Below are 20582 nucleotides of genomic sequence, written 5' to 3'. Positions count from 1 at the left end.
ATCACATTAAATTAAGAATTAAGAAAGGAAATCCCAAGATGGCTGCTAAAGACGTTAAGTTTGGTAACGACGCACGAATTAAAATGCTAGAAGGTGTCAACATTCTGGCTGATGCGGTAAAAGTAACATTAGGGCCTAAAGGTCGCAATGTTGTGCTTGATAAATCATTTGGTGCACCCACTATCACTAAAGATGGTGTATCTGTAGCGCGTGAAATTGAATTGGAAGACAAGTTCCAAAACATGGGCGCACAAATGGTTAAAGAAGTGGCTTCGCAAGCGAATGACGCGGCGGGTGACGGTACAACAACAGCAACAGTACTTGCTCAAGCAATTATTGCTGAAGGTCTAAAAGCTGTTGCTGCGGGTATGAACCCAATGGATCTTAAGCGTGGTATCGACAAAGCGGTTATTGCTGCGGTTGAAGAACTAAAAGCATTATCTGTTCCTTGTGCTGATACTAAAGCAATCGCGCAAGTAGGTACTATCTCTGCAAACTCTGACACAACTGTTGGTAACCTTATTGCAGAAGCAATGGAAAAAGTAGGCCGTGACGGTGTTATTACGGTTGAAGAAGGTCAAGCACTTCAAGACGAGCTAGATGTTGTTGAAGGTATGCAGTTTGACCGTGGTTACCTATCTCCATACTTCATCAACAACCAAGAAGCGGGTTCTGTGGATCTAGAAAGTCCATTTATCCTATTGGTTGATAAGAAAGTATCGAATATTCGTGAGCTTCTTCCTGCACTAGAGGGCGTAGCAAAAGCATCTCGTCCACTACTTATCGTTGCAGAAGACGTTGAAGGCGAAGCGCTAGCAACATTGGTTGTGAACAACATGCGCGGTATCGTTAAAGTTGCTGCTGTTAAAGCGCCTGGCTTTGGTGATCGTCGTAAAGCAATGCTACAAGATATTGCAGTCCTAACATCGGGTACTGTTATCTCTGAAGAGATTGGTCTAGAGCTTGAGAAAGTTCAACTAGAAGATCTTGGTCAAGCTAAGCGTATTACTATCACTAAAGAAACCACTACTATTATTGATGGTGCTGGTGAAGAAACCATGATTCAAGGTCGTGTTGCACAAATTCGTCAACAAATCGAAGATGCAACCTCTGACTATGACAAAGAAAAACTTCAAGAGCGTGTCGCTAAACTTGCTGGCGGCGTAGCTGTTATCAAAGTCGGTGCAGCAACTGAAGTTGAAATGAAAGAGAAGAAAGATCGCGTAGAAGATGCATTACATGCAACTCGTGCTGCGGTTGAAGAAGGTGTGGTTGCAGGTGGTGGTGTAGCACTTATTCGTGCTGCATCTAAAGTTGTTAACCTTGTTGGTGATAACGAAGAGCAGAATGTGGGTATCCGCGTAGCACTTCGTGCAATGGAAGCACCACTTCGTCAAATCGTGAAGAATGCGGGTGATGAAGAGTCTGTTGTTGCTAATAACGTTCGTGCTGGTGAAGGTAACTATGGTTACAACGCTGCAACGGGCGAATACGGCGATATGATTGATATGGGTATTCTTGATCCTACAAAAGTAACCCGTTCAGCACTTCAGTTTGCAGCGTCTGTAGCGGGTCTTATGATCACTACTGAAGCAATGATCACTGATAAAGCCTCTGATGCTCCTTCTATGCCTGATATGGGTGGCATGGGCGGTATGGGTGGCATGGGCGGTATGATGTAATCCATTTATAACAGTAGAGATAACGGTCTCTTTGTTATAAAAATTCGCGTCATAAAAAAGTCGAGCATAGCTCGACTTTTTTATTGCCATTATTTTGTCTTCTTTCATTTATTGTTACCTATCTTATGTGCACAGTTCATTGGGAATATTCCTCGAAAAGCTGCACAAAAATAAAATCAATTAAAAACAATTACTTATAGTGTTATTAAATAATAATGTAATATTTTAATAATTAGTGCACCTATTAGCTGTTTTTTTGATTAAAAGGTGATCGTGTTTTAATGGTTAGGCGTAATTATATTTCTTTATTATAGAGATAGAGCCAAGTGCTTAATAAATTAAAACGGATGATGATTGGACTAAGTATATGGATAAAAAATAAAATAAAATGAAGTTCAGCTTTGTATGTTAATTTAATCTTTTTACTGTTTATCGTTATTTAAATTGTTTTAGGTGTTATTTGATAATTTATTATATTTTTTAACTAAATATATATTTTTGATTAATTAATTACATTTTGTATTTATATAATAATATGCTAGTTGTATTGCTTTTAGTTGCCAATAATGTATTTAGTTGAACGGTACAAAATTATATTAAAATTTCATAGTGCTGGTTAAAAACGGGGGTAAATGTAATTATTCACAGAGAGGTAATAGCGACTAAGTTAATACAACATGCTTAAGGACAGTTCACACGGTAAAAAGCATGAAAAGCTGTACGTGTTTTTTATTGTTTATAATCAAAGAGTTAACTGTATATTGAGTTGTTAAGTTGGAACGTTTAAATTAGTACATAAAAAAGCTGATATCATCACATATCGCTGTACATGTTGATTGAAATTCGCTCAACGGTGACAGTCAATCTTGTCGGCATAAAAAAGCCCCTGTAATAAACAGAGGCAATCTAAATATGTATGCGAGAAAAGATAGCTTTTACTCGTTAGGTAGATGTTCTTGATTTAAAGCGACCCATGCAGCCATAAAGCAAATCACAAATGATTGAATGTAACCTCGTAAATCAACATCACCTTGTACTAGCACATCATCAGCATTTGGTTCCATGTTGAATGAAACCTTGCTTTCTTTGATGCTAAAGAAGACACGGCCAATTAAAACAAAATTGTCACCATTATCATCTGGGTTATAGACCATTCCTGCACCAATTTGATCGTGCTCTGTAATTTGTAAGGCACTGAATGCTAATTTTTCTGCGCCTTCAAAGCCAAAGCCGGCATAACGCTTACCTTGTTCTGGCTGTTGCAGTAATTGTGAAAGTAGCTGGGTGTAAGTGGTAAGCGCTTCAGCTGGAACGTCATTAGTATTTACCTGCCCCATACTATATGCCTGTTCATCTTCTACCATTTCAACGGCATAATTAAAATCAATCATTACTTATCCTTTCTTTGTTTTATGAACACTATATGGCTTATACGTTAACGTAATTCGATTGTACGAGGTAGTACTAATCAACACCTTGATTACTGAGTGTTTTAAAGATCACATTTATTATCGATAACAGTCTTTTTGAGGGCGGTATTGAAGCGGATTTTTTTGAATAATATAGCAATACTGAGTAATTGCAACATCGTAAATCTAAAGCTTTAGTTCGTCGAGTAAAAAACAAAAAAAGCTGTACGGTTATTTTTTGATTAATATCAATGGCTTATGGAGGTCATTTTCTTTTACAATAAGATGTTGAAAATGTACACCTTTTAGCTGTTTTGTTTTCAAAAACATGAACGTTATTAGCTAAATGATAAAAAAAGCAGCCATGTGAGGGCTGCTTATTAAATTCATAATGATTGTAATTTATTGATTTTGTAGGTGACGACGGCTCTTTCCTGCATTTTTTTCAATATAATCAATGATCATACCTGCAATATCTTTGCCTGTTGCTGCTTCAATACCTTCTAGACCAGGAGAGGAATTTACCTCCATGATCAGTGGTCCGCGTTTAGATCGTAATAAATCAACGCCAGCGACACTGAGCCCCATAGCTTTTGCTGCAGCAATAGCCGTTTTACGTTCTTCGGGTGTAATGCGAACTAATGATGCGCTACCACCACGGTGTAAGTTTGAACGGAACTCACCTTCTGCTGCTTGACGTTTCATTGAAGCGATAACTTTATCGCCAATCACAAAACAACGAATATCTGCACCGCCAGCTTCTTCTATATATTCTTGAACCATGATGTGAGCTTTTAAGCCCATAAATGCTTCAATAACACTTTCCGCTGCTTTTTGAGTTTCCGCAAGTACGACCCCAATGCCTTGAGTGCCTTCTAATAGTTTGATAACTAATGGCGCACCGCTAACCATTTTAATCAAGTCCAATACATCATCAGGCTTACTTGCAAAACCTGTAATTGGCATGCCAACACCTTGGCGACTCAATAATTGTAATGAACGTAGTTTGTCACGAGAGCGTGAAATCGCAATAGATTGATTTACAGAAAACACATCCATCATTTCAAATTGACGTAATACAGCACAACCATAAAAGGTAATGTCTGAGCCAATACGGGGAATGATGGCATCAAAGCCAATAAGATCAGTACCTTCAAAATGAATTGATGGTTGAACTGAGTTGATATTCATATAACAGCGAAGGGCATTGATAATAACCGCTTCATGGCCTCGTTGTTGACAAGCCTCACGCAAACGGCGGGTTGAATATAAGTTTGCGTCCTGTGACAAAATGCCAATTTTCATTGCGATACTCATGTTAGGGAGCGAGTTGGCAGCAGCGACGACGTTTGGCGAACGCCTAATACGATAAAGGGCTGCTGTATGAGGCGCGACTATGCACGTAAATCAGTAAAAAATCGAGATCTGCCACGATGATTTTTTTTAATGGTGAAGTGTAATAAAATTGGTAGATAATTAAAAGTAATATCATAGGCTAATAGCTTTTTAGATATATAGCTAGTAAAGCTGTACAAGCTGTACGGTTATTATAAAACAATGGGTTACGTCGCTTTATTGTATGGCCTATTATAGGCAAAAAGACAAGTGTATGTTTTTGGTGTTTTTAGCTAGAAAAGCTGTACGTTGTGAGTTTTTCGCTAATATTGAGGTGGAGATTTTGCTGACTCGTAATAACAAGTCAGCATTAATTCGATGCAATAATCAGAGAAATTAGGTGGCGAAGGGCAAGAATATCAATCAATAGCGGTTATTCAAGGTGAAGATCGAGTGGGGTTTTGCTGCTTCTACCGCCTATTTCACGGGTTAATGTTGGAACTAAATAGCCCGAAACATTATTGATTAATCCGGCCATTAAGATACGTGCCTGTTGATCACTGACAAAGAAGTGTGCAGCGCCTTGTACGTGATCCAGTACGTGTAAGTAGTACGGTAATATTCCAGCATCAAATAAGGCTTCGCTGAGGTCTGTTAGCGCTGTGACGGAGTCATTAACCCCTTTAAGGAGCACACTTTGGTTTAACAAGGTAACCTTAGCCTGCTTGAGCTGTGTCATCGCCGAGGTTAGCTGATTATTGATTTCATTGGCATGGTTAATATGGGTCACCATGATAATTTGTAAACGACTGCTAGCAAATAACTCACACAGTGCTGGTGTGATGCGATGTGGGATCACAACGGGTAAGCGGCTGTGAATACGCAACCGTTTAATATGTGGAATTGCGGCAATATGTTCGAGCAACCATGTTAATTCGTGATCTTTAGCCATTAGTGGATCACCACCAGATAAGATCACTTCGTTAATGTGTGGTTGGGTTGCGATGTAATCAATACTTTGCTGCCAGACGGTTTTATTGCCTTTGTTATCTTGATAAGGAAAGTGGCGTCGAAAACAATAACGACAATTTACTGCACAACCGCCTTTAACGATCATCAACACACGATTGTGATACTTGTGTAATAGCCCTGGAATGGGGTTATCTTGTTCATCAAGAGGATCGGTTGAGTAGCCTGGATGAACCTCAAATTCTTGCTCTAACGGCAGTACTTGGCGCAACAATGGATCGTATGGGTTGCCAACTTCCATTCTTTCGACAAAACTTATAGGAACACGAAGCGCGAATAAATTTTTAGCAGCAAGGCCTTTTTGCCAAGGTGTTGGATCAATTTTAAGCCAATTGAGTAGCTTTAAGGGATCAGATATCGCATTAGCTAGATCATTCAGCCAGTTTTGCTCAACAGATGGCACGTTTCGGGGTATGATATGCGACATTAAATACAACTCGAAGATGTTAAGAGGATTAGAATGGCGTCTTTCAGCACCAATGAATTCCGCAGCGGAATGAAAATTATGCTTGATAATGAACCGTGTGTCATTATCGAAAACGAATTTGTTAAACCTGGTAAAGGTCAAGCGTTCAACCGCGTACGAATCCGTAAACTTATTTCAGGTAAAGTTCTTGAAAAAACGTTTAAATCAGGCGAATCAGTTGAAGCTGCGGACGTAATCGATACTGAACTTGATTACCTATACAACGACGGTGAATTCTACCATTTCATGAATAATGAAACATTTGAGCAAATCGCAGCAGACGTTAAAGCTGTTGGTGATAATGCGAAATGGTTAGTAGAAAACGATGCGTGTACGCTAACGCTTTGGAACGGTAACCCTATCGTTGTTACTCCTCAAAACTTTGTTGAGCTTGAAGTAACAGAGACTGATCCTGGTCTTAAAGGCGATACACAAGGTACTGGTGGTAAGCCAGCGACACTAACTACAGGCGCTGTAGTACGTGTTCCTTTATTCATCGCAATTGGCGAGGTTATCAAAGTTGATACTCGTTCAGGTGAATACGTAAGCCGTGTGAAGTAAATTCATATTGAGCTTTAAAAAAGGTCGCTTTGGCGGCCTTTTTTGTTGGCTGAAATTCAGGGTTATGATGTTTTAAATCTTTAAATAACAGCCATAAAAAAAGCACCGCAAGCGGTGCTTTTTTAGATTGTGTATCAGTGATTATTTAATCATGAACACAAAGATGATTGATAGGGCAGTCACTAAGAACGCAGCAGCGTAACAAGCGATTTTACCTACAACACCAGTATGAAACTTAAGGTCATGCATACCATGGTGTAGACGGTGCATACCATGCCACATTGGTAGTGATAGGGTTGCAATCACAAATAATGCGCCAATAAAGCTGGTTGCGAAATCTGCAGCGCGATCGTAGCTAACGGCTTCTGGGCTAATAATACCCAGTGGAACCATGATGCCAAGCACTAAAATAGTGACTGGCGTGATCATTGCAAACCAAGTACCACCGGCACCAAATAAACTCCACCATACTGGCTCATCGGAACGTTTTGGATGTAAATTAATCACGAGCGGCTCCTTAAACTAGCGCTAAAACAATGGCAGTGATGACAGCAACAACTGCCCACTGTGCAAGAACGATAATTTTCTTATCGAGTTTCTTGCCTTTGATGCGAATTGGCACCACTTGCGGCATCATGCTAAAGAACGTTTGTGCGTGGAATAAACTTCCCGCTAACGCAATAATATTTAGAATGATCACAATAGGGTTAGCCATAAAGTTTAGCCAACCTTGCCATGCTTCAGGACCTTTTACTAAACAACCTAAGCCAAAGGTTAAGCAGATAGTAAAGAAAATTAGCGGTAATACAGTTGCTTCACGCAGCATGTAAAAACGGTAGAAAGAACTGTCTTTCCACCAAGTACGCGTCATTTCACGAACGTAAGGTTTACGGTTGCTCATCCTTATGCCTCCTGAGGCTTCAACATTGCAATAACGAAATCTTTTGATGATTCCACTTTGCCTTGGTTTACAGCTGCTGCTGGATCAACACTCTTTGGACATACTTCAGAACAGTAACCCACGAATGTACAGCCCCATGCACCATTTTCACTGTTGATCAATTCCATACGCTCATGTTGACCATGGTCGCGGCTATCAAGGTTATAACGGTGTGCAAGTGTTAGTGCAGCAGGACCGATAAATTCAGGGTTTAAACCGAATTGTGGGCATGCTGCGTAGCAAAGGCCACAGTTAATACAGCCAGCAAATTGCTTGTACTTTGCCATTTGCTCTGGTGTCTGAAGGTTCGTGCCGTCTTCAGGCGTACGATCGTTGCCGATAATGTAAGGCTTAATTGCTTCAAGACGCTCAATAAAGGGAGTCATATCGACAATTAAATCTTTTTCAATGGCAAAGTTAGCTAATGGTTCGATTTTAACGCCATTAGGATAATCACGCAGGAAGCTCTTACAAGCCAACTTAGGCACGCCATTAACCATCATGCCACATGAACCACAGATCGCCATACGGCAAGACCAACGGTAGCTTAGATGCTTATCAAGGTGGTCTTTGATGTAACCAAGCGCATCAAGTACTGACATCGTTTCATTGAACGGTACTTCAAATGCTTGTAAATACGGTTCTGCATCTGTCGCTGGGTCATAACGCAGAATTTCAACTTTTTGAATGCGATTGTCTGACATTATGCCTTTTCCTCTTGAGCTTCTGACTGTGCTGCTTGCTGCGCTTTTTCATGTGCTTCGTGAGCTTCAGCTTCCGCACCATATAAACGCGCTTTTGGCTGTGATTTCGTGATCTTCACATCGCTATAATCAATAATTGGCGCATCGCCATTGTTGTAGAATGCCAAACTATGTTTTAGGAAATTTACATCATCACGTTCAGTACAACCGTCATCTAAGCGTTGGTGCGCACCACGAGATTCTGTACGTAGAATCGCTGAGTGTGCCATTGCTTCTGCAACATCAAGACCGTAACCCACTTCAATGGCATATAGCAGGTCAGTGTTAAAGACTTGGCCTTTATCTTGAATGCTAATATGTTTAAAGCGTTGCTTAAGTTCTGCTAGCTTATCAATGGTTGCTTGCATCAAATCTTGTTGACGATAAATACCACAACCCGCTTCCATGGTGTGACCCATTTCAGTACGGATTTGAGCCCAGTTTTCATCACCTTCTTGTGCCATTAGGGCATCAATACGTGCTTGTACTGCGTCTATTTGGGTATTGATTGAAGCATCGTTCCAACCTTTGAATTCTTCAGCGCGTTTAACTGCGTGTTCACCCGCAACTCGACCAAATACTACAAACTCAGCCAGTGAGTTTGAGCCTAGGCGGTTAGCGCCGTGAAGACCAACAGAAGCACATTCACCAACAGCAAATAGACCTTTAATACGGGTCTCACAGGTACCGTTAGTTTCAATACCACCCATGGTGTAGTGTACGGTTGGGCGAATTGGAATTGGCTCTTTTGCTGGATCAACGTTTACGTATGCTTTAGCGAGTTCACAGATGAACGGTAGACGCTCATGTAAGTACTCTTCACCAAGGTGGCGTAAATCAAGCATTACTACATCACCTAGTGGGTGCTGAATAGTGTTGCCTTTTTGCTGCTCATGCCAGAATGCTTGTGAAACTTTGTCACGAGGACCCAGTTCCATGTATTTGTTTTTTGGCTCGCCTACTGGTGTTTCAGGGCCCATGCCATAATCTTGTAGGTAACGGTAACCGTTTTTATTAACGATAATACCGCCTTCACCACGACAACCTTCAGTCATCAAAATACCAGTGCCTGGTAAACCTGTTGGGTGGTATTGAACAAATTCCATATCACGTAGTGGTACACCGTGGCGGAACGCCATTGCCATACCGTCGCCTGTTACAATACCGCCGTTAGTATTACAGTGGTAAACGCGACCTGCACCACCAGTAGCTAGAATCACTGATTTTGCTTTAATACAAACCAGCTCACCTTCCGCCATGTGAATCGCAATTAGACCTTGAACTTCGCCATCTTCAATTAGAAGATCAACCACGAAATATTCATCGTAACGTTTGATTTGTGGGTATTTGATAGAAGTCTGGAATAGGGTGTGTAGCATATGGAAGCCAGTTTTATCTGCCGCGAACCATGTACGCTCAACTTTCATACCACCAAAACGACGTACGTTCACTTCACCGTTTTCTTTACGGCTCCATGGGCAGCCCCATTGTTCCATTTGAATCATTTCGCGGGTTGAATTCTCTACGAAATATTCAACCACATCTTGTTCGCATAGCCAGTCACCACCACCAACGGTATCGTTGAAGTGATTATCAAAGCTATCTTCGTCTTTGATAACAGCAGCAGAGCCACCTTCAGCTGCAACTGTGTGCGAGCGCATTGGGTAGACTTTTGAAATAAGTGCAATTTCTAGTTCTGGGTTTGCTTCTGCAGCAGCGATGGCAGAACGTAGGCCTGCACCACCCGCGCCAATTACAGCGATATCTGTGGTAATAGTCTTCACAGCTATCCTCCGAAGGTAAGACGGTAAAAAAATGAAAAGGTACGTCATGCGTACCTATCCTTGAAATCCAGCGCGTATTTTATGAAACCTCATTAAGAGAAAATATGATGTAGACGCGTCTTTTTAACGAAATAATCAAAAAATGTAATCTGATTACAGACTTTGTGATTATTGTCACAAATTTTCATGTTTATTCATTGTTAATAGTTTGTTTTCTTTGGCGTCAATTGTTTATGGCTCATTAATAATGTGTTTCATGATGTCGTTGTAATGCTTGGTGGCAAAAGATTTAATAAGCCATAGGCTGCACAGAATGGATGTTTAATTCGATTATTACGCTAGTGGTTGTGTGTTATTTGTTATTACTATGAAAGTCGAGAGGGGGGGCAGTGTCTATTTTGATGATAATAATATGACATTTTATTAATGCTGTTCATTTATATTCATAATCATTCGTGGTTATAAGCAAATATAATTAGAGCAATACTTGGTTAAGATCGTGACTTTGTTAAAATCAGGTCATTATTTCCTTTTATATAAGAAGAAACGGCTATGTCTCAGCCTTGGCAACCTACCGCAGATATCTCTCAATTAAAACAGCGAGCGGTTTTACTCGCGACTATTCGTCAGTTTTTTGCCGATCGTGATGTTATTGAAGTGGATACACCTGCGATGAGTCAGGCGACGGTAACGGATGTACATCTACATGCGTTTAAAACCCAATTTGTCGGCCCTGGCTATGCTGCTGGCCAAACGTTGTATTTGATGACCAGTCCTGAATTTCACATGAAGCGCTTACTGGCAGCGGGCAGTGGTGCTATTTACCAGATTTGTAAGTCATTTCGTAATGAAGAATCTGGGCGTTATCATAATCCTGAATTTACAATGCTAGAGTGGTATCGACCTGGGTTTGATCATCATCAGTTAATGGCTGAGATGGATTTGTTGTTACAACAAGTATTAGGCTGTGACGCTGCAGAAAAAATGACCTATCAACAAGCCTTTATTGACGTGTTAGCGGTGTGTCCACTTGATGGTTCTATGGCTGAGTTAAAAGCCGTTGCTGCTCGACTTGGGTTGGCGGATATTGCAGAACCAGAGCAAGATCGCGATACCTTACTACAGTTATTATTTAGCGTTGGTGTTGAAGCTCAAATCGGTAAAAAAGTACCAGTTTTTGTGTATGACTTTCCCGCATCGCAAGCAGCTTTGGCGCAGATAAATCCGCAAGATTCACGTGTGGCTGAGCGATTTGAGGTTTATTTCAAAGGCATAGAATTAGCCAATGGCTTTCATGAACTTGCTAATGGTGATGAGCAGTTACAGCGCTTTGAAGATGATAACCAAAAACGAATTAGTATGGGGCTACAACCTCAGCCGATTGACATGCACCTTGTTGAAGCATTACGGGCTGGATTTCCTGATTGTGCTGGGGTTGCATTAGGTATCGATCGCGTGATTATGCTGGCATTAGAGCGCGATCATATTGATCAAGTCACCGCTTTCCCGATTGAAATAGCGTAAATATTATTCTTATCTTACAGCTTGATTCCAAAGATGTAGACGTAAAAAAGCACGGTAATGATAACCGTGCTTTTTTGTCATCAAATATCCAGTATGTACCAGTTGATATTAGTAATGATTAATCACTTGTTTCATACTGAGGGAACGTGCATTTTATATCGAAGATCTGATTTGGCGTAATAATGATTAAGCTAAACGACGAGTTGGATTTCAAGGCGTTTTAACCGTAAAACAACTATACCGCTCCCTTGTTATTATTGCAACTGATTATCATTTACATTTGTTTGTTAGTCGATCACAATCCGCGCATTGATGGGTTGTAATGGACGATTATTGTCTCCCATCATTTGATTAAGCTGTTCTATTTGAGCGGCAGAACTGGTGAGATGACTTTGCATAACATACCAACGAACACCTTCTGTACATGGCGGTGTCGTTAACGATCCATTATAACGAAAATACTGACGTTCACGTGGCAGTAGTGCGTTAGGGGTCAGATCACCGTTAAAGTCAATTGTTTCACCCTTGGTTGGAATGGTTTTTAATAAGGTGGTTAATTCATTATTTGCACGAGGTCCATTTTCAAACATCACTGAAATAACCGCAATATGGCCGCTGGCATCAACGTTAACAAAATGCGCTTCTAACGGATATTGTTTGCCATCAATATAGTTTTCAGAGGGGGTATGAAAATGAAACTGTTTAAGCGTGTACGTATCACCATCAATCACCAAGGTATTATCGCCACTTACATTGGCTTCTATCGTGTGACCGTTATTGGTTAAGCTGGTGATTTTGCCATCATAGCTAATTTGTAATGGCTGTGTTTGGGCTTGAATTGGTGATTGGATGTCAATCGGACTTTGGTTTTCGCCACCACAAGCAGGGTAACTGTCAACCCAATGTTCAGTACCTTGTTGATCGCCATATCCCCATGCGGCATTGGCGTGTGCAGAAAGAGAGAAGCAAGTCGCCAATGCGAGTACTAACGCTGATACTGTATTTTTTTTCATGATGATTACCTTTGAGTATGCGAATTATCTCGACCTAATCGTAGCACTTGAACGGTGAGACGATGGACTAACGTTAACATAGTAATCTTTTGATTTGATATTGAAAATACGATGGGGGAATAGAGCTAAATTGCAGGTGTAATATAAATGAGATAATGGCACTTATCGGAATAATGATGTTCAGTATTGGGTGTTAATGAGAATACGGAGTAATGTTCACTCCGTATCTCAATATCTTTATATTATTTAACTAAATATTCAGCGTAAGGTTGTCCCATGCGCGTAACTTGACGAGGCTGCATGTTTTCTACAAAACGGATGCTGTCTTTAGGAAATAAATTGATCACGGTAGAACCCAGTTTGAAACGACCCATTTCTTGACCTTTCTTTAAACTGATCGCTTGTTCACCCGTGGTTGGGTAATCCCAGCGGCGAACTTCAGGGCCCGTTGGTGGTGTTACCGTTCCCGCCCACACTGTTTCAATACTGCCCACTATCGTTGCTCCAACTAGCACTTGAGCTAATGGACCAAATTCAGTTTCAAATACACACACCACACGTTCATTACGGGCAAATAAATTTGGCACGTTAGCTGCGGTCAGTGGGTTTACAGAGAAGAGATCGCCGGGAATATAAATCATTTGGCGTAATACACCATCACATGGCATATGCACACGGTGATAGTCACTTGGTGAAAGGTAGAGTGTTGCAAATTCACCATCAATAAATTCATCCGCTAATGTACGATCACCACCAAGTAGTTCACAAGCATCAAAATAATGGCCTTTAGCTTGGAATAAACGTCCAGCTTTAATCGGGCCTAATTGGCTCACGCAAGCATCTGCAGGATGGCTAATGATATACTGGTCGTTATTAATTGGACGAGCCCCTTCCATGAGTTCACGCACAAAAAAAGCGTTAAAGGTTGGATAGGCACTCGGATCAGGATTACGCGCTTCTGCCATATTGACGTTATATTGCTTGATGAACCAACGAATAATGGTAGTGGTGAGTTTTCCACCTTCAAAAGCCGCCAGTTTACCCACAAGACGGGTTAAAGCATGTTTCGGTAGACTATATTGAAGGCCAATCTTAATCTTATCTAACACAATTATTCTTCCAGTAAATATTAATTAATCAATAAGTTAGTTATTCTTTGCTTATTTGGAAGAATAACGTCAACCCGCAATAATACCGAACTATTTTAATAATGTCAGTTATTCTGGCATTACCGAGGTCGTGGATAAGTTAGGCTTGTCGGTGCTAATTTGGATCGCAGCAGATAAAAAATAAGCCTAAATAAAAATAAATTTCGTTTAGGCTTTATCTTGGTTATCAGTTTGGCTTATTGCGTGAAAATTGGCGATTTGCCACATTTTCCGACATGCTTTCAATAATCTTATGATAACTGTTATAGCGATCGCGACTAATATCACCACGTTCAACTGCTTCGCGAATGATACAACCGGGATCATTGCCGTGTTTACAGTCACGGAATTTACAGCCACCTAAATATTGACGAAATTCAACAAAAGCCTCTGTAATCTGTTCAGGCTCTAAATGCCATAAACCAAATTCGCGCACTCCCGGTGAGTCAATTAAATCACCGCCATCAGCGAAATGATACAACCTTGCTGCGGTTGTGGTGTGTTGGCCTAAACCTGAGTTTGTTGAAACATCACCAATATCCGCTTCAACTTCCGGCATCAGAGCATTAACCATACTTGATTTACCTACACCAGATTGGCCAGCAAAAATACTGACATGATCTTGTAAATCAACTTTAAGATCATCAAGCCCTTCACCCGTATCAGTACTGACTAAACGTACGCTATAACCAATGTTTTGGTATTGCGTTAATTTACGTTCAACGTCAACCCGTTGTTCTGGTGTAAGTAAGTCAACTTTATTGACCACAATTAATGGCTTAATGCCGATAGTTTCTGCTGCAATAATGTAGCGGTCAATAATGTTAAGCGATAGCTCTGGCAATATTGATGACACAATCACAATACGGTCAACGTTAGCAGCTACAGCTTTTACACCATCGTAATAGTCTGGGCGAGTCAACATTGATTTGCGTTCATGTACCGCTTCTACAACACCAGCAATACCTTGCAATGCTTCAACACCGGGACGCCATACGACGCGATCGCCAGAAACAAGGCTCTGAATACTACGACGTAGGTTACAACGGTGAATAATACCCGTTTGTGGATCTTCAACATCAGCGTGTTGACCAAAACGAGTAATGACCAGCCCTTCACGGGCATTTTCCAACAGGGCTTCATCCCATTGGACTTCATTTTTAGCGCGATCTAGGCGCTTATTTTGGTTAGAGCGAACGCGTCGGCTCTGACCTTGAGTAAGTTTTTTCTTTTTTGCCACAAGAATATCGTTCTGTTTGGTTGGCTTTCGGTATTATCATACATGGTTTAGTCACAAAAGAGGCAATATCGAATGACAATCAGCGATCAGAACCTTATTTGGATAGATCTGGAAATGACCGGATTAGATCCAGAAACTCATAAAATCATTGAAATCGCTACAGTTGTGACAGATCCACAGCTTAATGTGTTGGCAGAAGGCCCTGTTTTAGCTATTTATCAGCCAGAAGCTGAATTAGAAAAAATGGATGATTGGTGCACAAACACACACACTAATAGTGGTTTAGTCGAGCGTATTCGTCAAAGTACGATTACAGAAGCTCAAGCCGTTGCTCAAACTATCGATTTCTTAGAACAATGGGTACCTAAAGGCGCTTCACCTATTTGTGGTAATAGTATTGGGCAAGATCGTCGCTTCCTATATAAGCATATGCCGAAGCTTGAACAGTATTTTCATTACCGTTATCTTGACGTGAGTACACTTAAAGAATTAACTCGCCGATGGAAGCCTGAGCTACTGGATGGCTTTTCTAAACAAGGTAGCCATTTAGCATTAGATGATATTCATGATTCTATTGCTGAGTTACGCTATTATCGTGAGCATATTTTCAATATTTGATGTGAAAATAAGCAGTTAGAAAATAATCTGCGTTTTTTGGTTTAAGAACTATTGCATCCCGTAGTTTTAGTCGTATAATGCGCAGCCTCGAAAGGAGATAACGAGTTTGTTTCCTTTTGTTGAAAATCGGACGCGGGGTGGAGCAGCTTGGTAGCTCGTCGGGCTCATAACCCGAAGGTCGTTGGTTCAAATCCGGCCCCCGCAACCAACTCTTTTTAAAAGAGATGTGATGCGACACTAGCTCAGCTGGTAGAGCGCAACCTTGCCAAGGTTGAGGTCACGAGTTCGAACCTCGTGTGTCGCTCCAATTTGTAGTTCATGGCGTAAGCGGTGAACGTTAGGTGAAAGACCTAGCTATGCGACACTAGCTCAGCTGGTAGAGCGCAACCTTGCCAAGGTTGAGGTCACGAGTTCGAACCTCGTGTGTCGCTCCAATTTGTAGTTCATAGCGTAAGCGGTGAACGTTAGGTGAAAGACCTAGCCATGCGACACTAGCTCAGCTGGTAGAGCGCAACCTTGCCAAGGTTGAGGTCACGAGTTCGAACCTCGTGTGTCGCTCCAAATTATTGTTTATGGCTTAGGCGGTAAACAAAAATAGTTGTCACCACACTTTAATGGTGAAAAAAATCGGACGCGGGGTGGAGCAGCTTGGTAGCTCGTCGGGCTCATAACCCGAAGGTCGTTGGTTCAAATCCGGCCCCCGCAACCAATTCTCTTTTTAAGAGATGTGATGCGACACTAGCTCAGCTGGTAGAGCGCAACCTTGCCAAGGTTGAGGTCACGAGTTCGAACCTCGTGTGTCGCTCCAAATTATTGTTTATGGCTTAGGCGGTAAACAAAAATAGTTGTCACCAAACTTTAATGGTGAAAAAAATCGGACGCGGGGTGGAGCAGCTTGGTAGCTCGTCGGGCTCATAACCCGAAGGTCGTTGGTTCAAATCCGGCCCCCGCAACCAATTCTCTTTTTAAAGAGATGTGATGCGACACTAGCTCAGCTGGTAGAGCGCAACCTTGCCAAGGTTGAGGTCACGAGTTCGAACCTCGTGTGTCGCTCCAAATTGATATTCATGGCTACGGCGGTGAGTAAAAATAGTTGTCACCAAACTTTAATGGTGAAAAAAATCGGACGCGGGGTGGAGCAGCTTGGTAGCTCGTCGGGCTCATAACCCGAAGGTCGTTGGTTCAAATCCGGCCCCCGCAACCAATTCTCTTTTTAAAGAGATGTGATGCGACACTAGCTCAGCTGGTAGAGCGCAACCTTGCCAAGGTTGAGGTCACGAGTTCGAACCTCGTGTGTCGCTCCAATTTAAATCTTTGCAATGTACACTAGTTCAGCTGGTTGTGCGCAATATTGCCAAGGTTGAGGTCACGCCTAGTTCCTTGAAGATCGGGAACCTCGTGTGTCGCTCCAAATTATTGTTTATGGCTTAGGCGGTAAACAAAAATAGTTGTCACCAAACTTTAATGGTGAAAAAATCGGACGCGGGGTGGAGCAGCTTGGTAGCTCGTCGGGCTCATAACCCGAAGGTCGTTGGTTCAAATCCGGCCCCCGCAACCAATTCTCTTTTTAAGAGATGTGATGCGACACTAGCTCAGCTGGTAGAGCGCAACCTTGCCAAGGTTGAGGTCACGAGTTCGAACCTCGTGTGTCGCTCCAAATTATTGTTTATGGCTTAGGCGGTAAATAAAAATAGTTGTCACCAAACTTTAATGGTGAAAAAAAGTCGGACGCGGGGTGGAGCAGCTTGGTAGCTCGTCGGGCTCATAACCCGAAGGTCGTTGGTTCAAATCCGGCCCCCGCAACCAATTCTCTTTTTAAGAGATGTGATGCGACACTAGCTCAGCTGGTAGAGCGCAACCTTGCCAAGGTTGAGGTCACGAGTTCGAACCTCGTGTGTCGCTCCAATTTAAATCTTTGCAATGTACACTAGCTCAGCTGGTTGTGCGTAATATTGCCAAGGTTGAGGTCACGCCTAGTTCCTTGAAGATCGGGAACCTCGTGTGTCGCTCCAAATTATTGTTTATGGCTTAGGCGGTAAACAAAAATAGTTGTCACCAAACTTTAATGGTGAAAAAATCGGACGCGGGGTGGAGCAGCTTGGTAGCTCGTCGGGCTCATAACCCGAAGGTCGTTGGTTCAAATCCGGCCCCCGCAACCAATTCTCTTTTTAAAGAGATGTGATGCGACACTAGCTCAGCTGGTAGAGCGCAACCTTGCCAAGGTTGAGGTCACGAGTTCGAACCTCGTGTGTCGCTCCAAATTGATATTCATGGCTACGGCGGTGAGTAAAAATAGTTGTCACCAAACTTTAATGGTGAAAAAAATCGGACGCGGGGTGGAGCAGCTTGGTAGCTCGTCGGGCTCATAACCCGAAGGTCGTTGGTTCAAATCCGGCCCCCGCAACCAATTCTCTTTTTAAGAGATGTGATGCGACACTAGCTCAGCTGGTAGAGCGCAACCTTGCCAAGGTTGAGGTCACGAGTTCGAACCTCGTGTGTCGCTCCAATTTAAATCTTTGCAATGTACACTAGTTCAGCTGGTTGTACGCAATATTGCCAAGGTTGAGGTCACGCCTAGTTCCTTGAAGATCGGGAACCTCGTGTGTCGCTCCAAATTATTGTTTATGGCTTAGGCGGTAAACAAAAATAGTTGTCACCAAACTTTAATGGTGAAAAAATCGGACGCGGGGTGGAGCAGCTTGGTAGCTCGTCGGGCTCATAACCCGAAGGTCGTTGGTTCAAATCCGGCCCCCGCAACCAATTCTCTTTTTAAGAGATGTGATGCGACACTAGCTCAGCTGGTAGAGCGCAACCTTGCCAAGGTTGAGGTCACGAGTTCGAACCTCGTGTGTCGCTCCAATTTAAATCTTTGCAATGTACATTAGCTCAGCTGGTTGTGCATAATATTGCCAAGGTTGAGGTCACGCCTAGTTCCTTGAAGATCGGGAACCTCGTGTGTCGCTCCAATTTAAATCTTTGCAATGTACATTAGCTCAGCTGGTTGTACATAATATTGCCAAGGTTGAGGTCACGCCTAGTTCCTTGAAGATCGGGAACCTCGTGTGTCGCTCCAATTTAGTTATCATCGGACTTATCGATGAACTACTACTGTGAAGTATTAGTCTTAATGTGGTATTCCTGAGGTATTCGATTACCGATATCATCAGTGTACTGCTTCAAGTGTTTCTAGTTTATCTACGAAGCCCACTTAGAAGCAATCAGCTTCGATTACATCATCTGCTATTGATTATGCAACCTAACGGTTGTTTTTTTCATCTTAGCTATTTGCAAAGATGTTTGTAATATCAATATTGTCATATATGACAAACGCTCTTTTCTTAGCATTGATTAAATTGTACTTACCGCCATACACATTGTGGTTTATCTTGTGTTTTTTCAAAAACAGAAGATGTGATAAGTTATTATTTTAGTAAGTGTTTTAAATTTATTGCACCGTTAGATCACAGTTAAATTAACAGAGTTATCCACATAAGAATATCTGTGGGTAAGTTGGTTGATTAGATGTGATAGGTAGGTGTGAATAACTTTAGGAATAGTGATGTTTGTAAAATTATACGCTTTATTCAGTAAGAATAATTAACAGGGTAACTCTTTGTTTTTTATGTTTAATTTTTCATTTATCTACAATTTGCACACAGTTCATTTAATCCTTCCTTTTGCGGGATAACCATCTTGATTATGTTATCCACTCCCTGTGTTTAATCTTTCTTTTTACTGCCTATTTTGACGTCATTTAAAAAGTTTTCCACATATACCCAGAGTACCTAGAATGCTATGCGTCTCGAGGTAAGCCTTTTTCTATAATTCGTACTAAACGCTTAGTGGCATTAGGTAGAACATCAATAACCATTTGTTGGCGTTTTTGATGTTGTTGTTCTAAAGCCCATTCAATATGGACATCGACGAGCGGGTGCTCACCCTGACGAGCGTTCAATGCATCGATGATGTCAGTTTGATAAGGCGCATTGCCTAACGCAATCGTAATATTTCGTAACCACTGAGTATGACCAATACGGCGAATGGCTGAGCCTTCTGTATTTTTTAAGAACGTTGCTTCATTCCATTGATAGAGTGTGACGAGATCTTGCTGAAATAATACATCACGGCAGTGATAGTCCGTTTCTGTTGTTATTTCACCGTTACGGCTAAAAGGGCAAACTAATTGGCAGTCATCACAACCATAAATTCTATTGCCCATTGCTGCTCGATATTGCTCTGGAATAATACCGTCAAATTCAATGGTGAGATAAGATATACAACGTCGTGCATCAACGACGCCAGCCTCAATAATGGCACCTGTTGGGCAACTAGTCATGCAAGCCACACATTTTCCACATTGATTGGTTGTCGGAGTATCAACCGGTAACGGCAAATCAATTAATAGTTCTCCTAAGAAGAACCATGAGCCCGAATGATCGTTAAGAATTAAAGAATGTTTTCCTGTCCAGCCTAATCCCGATTTTTCAGCAAGTGGGCGTTCCAATACTGGAGCCGAATCAACAAATGGTCGACAGCCAAATTCACCCACAACACTTTCAATACGTTGGCCTAATTGTTTGAGGCGATTTCGAATTAATTTATGATAATCACGCCCAAGCGAATAACGACTAATATAGGCTTTTGTTGGTTGTTTTAAGGTTTGAGCAAACCCAGCTTGTGGTGGTAAGTAATTCATACGAACACTGATGACACGTACCGTTCCAGGAAGTAATTCCTGAGGACGAGCTCGCATCATTCCGTGGCGCGCCATCCACTCCATATCACCATGGTAACCAGCATCAAGCCATCGCTGTAGCTGTGCTTCGTGCTGTGTTAAATCGATATCACAAATCCCGACTGCCTGAAAGCCAAGTTCTTGCCCCCAAATTTTAATTTGCAGTGCGAGTTGTTGATAATCGATACTCATAGCGTCAGTCTTATAGCCAGTAAAAATCAGGGAACGGATTCTAGCACATTATTATTTTAGAATAGCCATTAGTAGCAATAATGATAGGGATAACTCCGTAGTTGCTATGGTTAGCTCAGTCACAAGCTGACATGCTGTTGTCAATGGCTGGAATAATAGCTGA

15 protein-coding genes and 20 tRNA genes are annotated in these 20582 nt (G+C 41.7%); 24 read left to right on the top strand and 11 right to left on the bottom strand.

The features are described from left to right. The first annotated feature begins 38 nt into the window (after window positions 1-38). Window positions 39-1682: a chaperonin GroEL gene (gene groL / locus ACJZU6_RS00465; RefSeq protein WP_080158685.1), complete on the top strand. Its 1644-nt coding sequence runs from the start codon at window positions 39-41 to the stop codon at window positions 1680-1682. A 935-nt stretch (window positions 1683-2617) separates the two neighbouring features. Here the strand turns inward: groL and ACJZU6_RS00460 are convergent. The 3 genes from ACJZU6_RS00460 to epmB all read right to left on the bottom strand — a co-directional run bounded on the left by ACJZU6_RS00460 (window position 2618) and on the right by epmB (window position 5882). Continuing rightward, window positions 2618-3073, bottom strand: a complete 456-nt coding sequence (locus tag ACJZU6_RS00460) for a molecular chaperone GroEL (protein WP_080158684.1) — start codon at window positions 3071-3073, stop codon at window positions 2618-2620. A gap of 420 nt (window positions 3074-3493) precedes the next feature. Then, window positions 3494-4396, bottom strand: a complete 903-nt coding sequence (gene rimK, locus ACJZU6_RS00455; RefSeq protein WP_408900507.1) for a 30S ribosomal protein S6--L-glutamate ligase — start codon at window positions 4394-4396, stop codon at window positions 3494-3496. A gap of 463 nt (window positions 4397-4859) precedes the next feature. Next, complete coding sequence (gene epmB / locus ACJZU6_RS00450; RefSeq protein ID WP_080158682.1) at window positions 4860-5882, bottom strand: EF-P beta-lysylation protein EpmB; 1023 nt, start codon at window positions 5880-5882, stop codon at window positions 4860-4862. Between the two features lie 33 nt (window positions 5883-5915). Between epmB and efp the strand changes: the two genes are divergently transcribed. Then, entirely contained in the window at window positions 5916-6482 is a 567-nt protein-coding gene (gene efp / locus ACJZU6_RS00445) for an elongation factor P (RefSeq protein ID WP_045038111.1), read from the top strand. Between the two features lie 141 nt (window positions 6483-6623). Here the strand turns inward: efp and frdD are convergent, their stop codons facing one another. Genes frdD through frdA form a run of 4 tightly spaced genes read right to left on the bottom strand, consistent with a single transcriptional unit; the run spans window position 6624 to window position 9949 of the window. Beyond that, the gene (gene frdD, locus ACJZU6_RS00440) at window positions 6624-6989 is read right to left on the bottom strand and encodes a fumarate reductase subunit FrdD (RefSeq protein ID WP_080158681.1); all 366 of its coding nucleotides are present in this window, start codon (window positions 6987-6989) and stop codon (window positions 6624-6626) included. 10 nt (window positions 6990-6999) lie between these two features. Further along, complete coding sequence (gene frdC / locus ACJZU6_RS00435; RefSeq protein WP_080158680.1) at window positions 7000-7383, bottom strand: fumarate reductase subunit FrdC; 384 nt, start codon at window positions 7381-7383, stop codon at window positions 7000-7002. Window positions 7384-7385: 2 nt separating this feature from the next. After that, complete coding sequence (locus tag ACJZU6_RS00430; RefSeq protein WP_080158679.1) at window positions 7386-8126, bottom strand: succinate dehydrogenase/fumarate reductase iron-sulfur subunit; 741 nt, start codon at window positions 8124-8126, stop codon at window positions 7386-7388. After that, a complete protein-coding gene (gene frdA / locus ACJZU6_RS00425; protein WP_080158678.1) occupies window positions 8126-9949 on the bottom strand; it encodes a fumarate reductase (quinol) flavoprotein subunit in 1824 nt (607 codons plus the stop codon). The genes ACJZU6_RS00430 and frdA overlap by 1 nt, the downstream gene beginning before the upstream one ends. A 552-nt stretch (window positions 9950-10501) precedes the next feature. Here frdA and epmA point away from each other — a divergent pair. Next, window positions 10502-11473 (top strand): elongation factor P--(R)-beta-lysine ligase, encoded by a 972-nt coding sequence (gene epmA / locus ACJZU6_RS00420; RefSeq protein ID WP_408900506.1) that lies wholly within the window; start codon window positions 10502-10504, stop codon window positions 11471-11473. Window positions 11474-11760: 287 nt separating this feature from the next. Here the strand turns inward: epmA and ACJZU6_RS00415 are convergent, their stop codons facing one another. The 3 genes from ACJZU6_RS00415 to rsgA form a co-directional block, all read right to left on the bottom strand. After that, window positions 11761-12486, bottom strand: a complete 726-nt coding sequence (locus ACJZU6_RS00415; RefSeq protein ID WP_144396202.1) for a carbonic anhydrase — start codon at window positions 12484-12486, stop codon at window positions 11761-11763. A gap of 242 nt (window positions 12487-12728) precedes the next feature. Further along, entirely contained in the window at window positions 12729-13595 is an 867-nt protein-coding gene (gene asd / locus ACJZU6_RS00410; RefSeq protein WP_107277089.1) for an archaetidylserine decarboxylase, read from the bottom strand. A gap of 226 nt (window positions 13596-13821) precedes the next feature. Beyond that, complete coding sequence (gene rsgA / locus ACJZU6_RS00405; RefSeq protein WP_080158674.1) at window positions 13822-14874, bottom strand: small ribosomal subunit biogenesis GTPase RsgA; 1053 nt, start codon at window positions 14872-14874, stop codon at window positions 13822-13824. 72 nt (window positions 14875-14946) lie between these two features. On the opposite strand from rsgA, the gene orn reads away from it, so the two are divergent. The 21 genes from orn (at window position 14947) to ACJZU6_RS00300 (ending at window position 18351) form a co-directional block, all read left to right on the top strand. Further along, the gene (gene orn / locus ACJZU6_RS00400) at window positions 14947-15492 is read left to right on the top strand and encodes an oligoribonuclease (RefSeq protein WP_080158673.1); all 546 of its coding nucleotides are present in this window, start codon (window positions 14947-14949) and stop codon (window positions 15490-15492) included. A 131-nt stretch (window positions 15493-15623) separates the two neighbouring features. Then, a tRNA-Met gene (locus ACJZU6_RS00395) sits at window positions 15624-15700 on the top strand. Window positions 15701-15723: 23 nt separating this feature from the next. Then, a tRNA-Gly gene (locus tag ACJZU6_RS00390) sits at window positions 15724-15799 on the top strand. Window positions 15800-15850: 51 nt separating this feature from the next. Continuing rightward, window positions 15851-15926, top strand: a tRNA-Gly gene (locus tag ACJZU6_RS00385). Between the two features lie 51 nt (window positions 15927-15977). Further along, a tRNA-Gly gene (locus ACJZU6_RS00380) sits at window positions 15978-16053 on the top strand. A 71-nt stretch (window positions 16054-16124) separates the two neighbouring features. Continuing rightward, window positions 16125-16201, top strand: a tRNA-Met gene (locus ACJZU6_RS00375). A gap of 23 nt (window positions 16202-16224) precedes the next feature. Then, a tRNA-Gly gene (locus tag ACJZU6_RS00370) sits at window positions 16225-16300 on the top strand. Window positions 16301-16371: 71 nt separating this feature from the next. Next, window positions 16372-16448: transfer RNA gene (locus ACJZU6_RS00365), tRNA-Met, on the top strand. A 24-nt stretch (window positions 16449-16472) separates the two neighbouring features. After that, window positions 16473-16548 (top strand) — tRNA-Gly (locus ACJZU6_RS00360). Window positions 16549-16619: 71 nt separating this feature from the next. Further along, a tRNA-Met gene (locus ACJZU6_RS00355) sits at window positions 16620-16696 on the top strand. A gap of 24 nt (window positions 16697-16720) precedes the next feature. After that, window positions 16721-16796 (top strand) — tRNA-Gly (locus tag ACJZU6_RS00350). Window positions 16797-16973: 177 nt separating this feature from the next. Next, a tRNA-Met gene (locus tag ACJZU6_RS00345) sits at window positions 16974-17050 on the top strand. A 23-nt stretch (window positions 17051-17073) separates the two neighbouring features. Next, window positions 17074-17149: transfer RNA gene (locus tag ACJZU6_RS00340), tRNA-Gly, on the top strand. A 72-nt stretch (window positions 17150-17221) separates the two neighbouring features. Next, a tRNA-Met gene (locus tag ACJZU6_RS00335) sits at window positions 17222-17298 on the top strand. 23 nt (window positions 17299-17321) lie between these two features. Continuing rightward, window positions 17322-17397, top strand: a tRNA-Gly gene (locus ACJZU6_RS00330). Between the two features lie 177 nt (window positions 17398-17574). Further along, window positions 17575-17651 (top strand) — tRNA-Met (locus ACJZU6_RS00325). 24 nt (window positions 17652-17675) lie between these two features. Continuing rightward, window positions 17676-17751: transfer RNA gene (locus ACJZU6_RS00320), tRNA-Gly, on the top strand. Window positions 17752-17822: 71 nt separating this feature from the next. Continuing rightward, window positions 17823-17899, top strand: a tRNA-Met gene (locus tag ACJZU6_RS00315). 23 nt (window positions 17900-17922) lie between these two features. Beyond that, a tRNA-Gly gene (locus tag ACJZU6_RS00310) sits at window positions 17923-17998 on the top strand. Between the two features lie 177 nt (window positions 17999-18175). Beyond that, window positions 18176-18252 (top strand) — tRNA-Met (locus ACJZU6_RS00305). A gap of 23 nt (window positions 18253-18275) precedes the next feature. Next, window positions 18276-18351: transfer RNA gene (locus ACJZU6_RS00300), tRNA-Gly, on the top strand. Window positions 18352-19285: 934 nt separating this feature from the next. Here the strand turns inward: ACJZU6_RS00300 and queG are convergent. Beyond that, complete coding sequence (queG, locus tag ACJZU6_RS00295; RefSeq protein ID WP_107277048.1) at window positions 19286-20419, bottom strand: tRNA epoxyqueuosine(34) reductase QueG; 1134 nt, start codon at window positions 20417-20419, stop codon at window positions 19286-19288. Between the last annotated feature and the right edge of the window lie 163 nt (window positions 20420-20582).

This window comes from Photobacterium piscicola, from assembly GCF_046058925.1.
Taxonomy (GTDB): Bacteria; Pseudomonadota; Gammaproteobacteria; order Enterobacterales; family Vibrionaceae; genus Photobacterium; species Photobacterium piscicola.
This window is presented reverse-complemented; position numbering and strand designations above follow the sequence as displayed.

Coding starts and splice junctions, on each gene's coding strand:
- efp (WP_045038111.1), top strand. CDS start 5,916: ATGGCGTCTTTCAGCACCAATGAATTCCGCAGCGGAATGAAAATTATG.
- orn (WP_080158673.1), top strand. CDS start 14,947: ATGACAATCAGCGATCAGAACCTTATTTGGATAGATCTGGAAATGACC.
- frdC (WP_080158680.1), bottom strand. CDS start 7,383: ATGAGCAACCGTAAACCTTACGTTCGTGAAATGACGCGTACTTGGTGG.
- ACJZU6_RS00430 (WP_080158679.1), bottom strand. CDS start 8,126: ATGTCAGACAATCGCATTCAAAAAGTTGAAATTCTGCGTTATGACCCA.
- queG (WP_107277048.1), bottom strand. CDS start 20,419: ATGAGTATCGATTATCAACAACTCGCACTGCAAATTAAAATTTGGGGG.
- epmB (WP_080158682.1), bottom strand. CDS start 5,882: ATGTCGCATATCATACCCCGAAACGTGCCATCTGTTGAGCAAAACTGG.
- ACJZU6_RS00460 (WP_080158684.1), bottom strand. CDS start 3,073: ATGATTGATTTTAATTATGCCGTTGAAATGGTAGAAGATGAACAGGCA.
- ACJZU6_RS00415 (WP_144396202.1), bottom strand. CDS start 12,486: ATGAAAAAAAATACAGTATCAGCGTTAGTACTCGCATTGGCGACTTGC.
- groL (WP_080158685.1), top strand. CDS start 39: ATGGCTGCTAAAGACGTTAAGTTTGGTAACGACGCACGAATTAAAATG.
- rimK (WP_408900507.1), bottom strand. CDS start 4,396: ATGAAAATTGGCATTTTGTCACAGGACGCAAACTTATATTCAACCCGC.
- epmA (WP_408900506.1), top strand. CDS start 10,502: ATGTCTCAGCCTTGGCAACCTACCGCAGATATCTCTCAATTAAAACAG.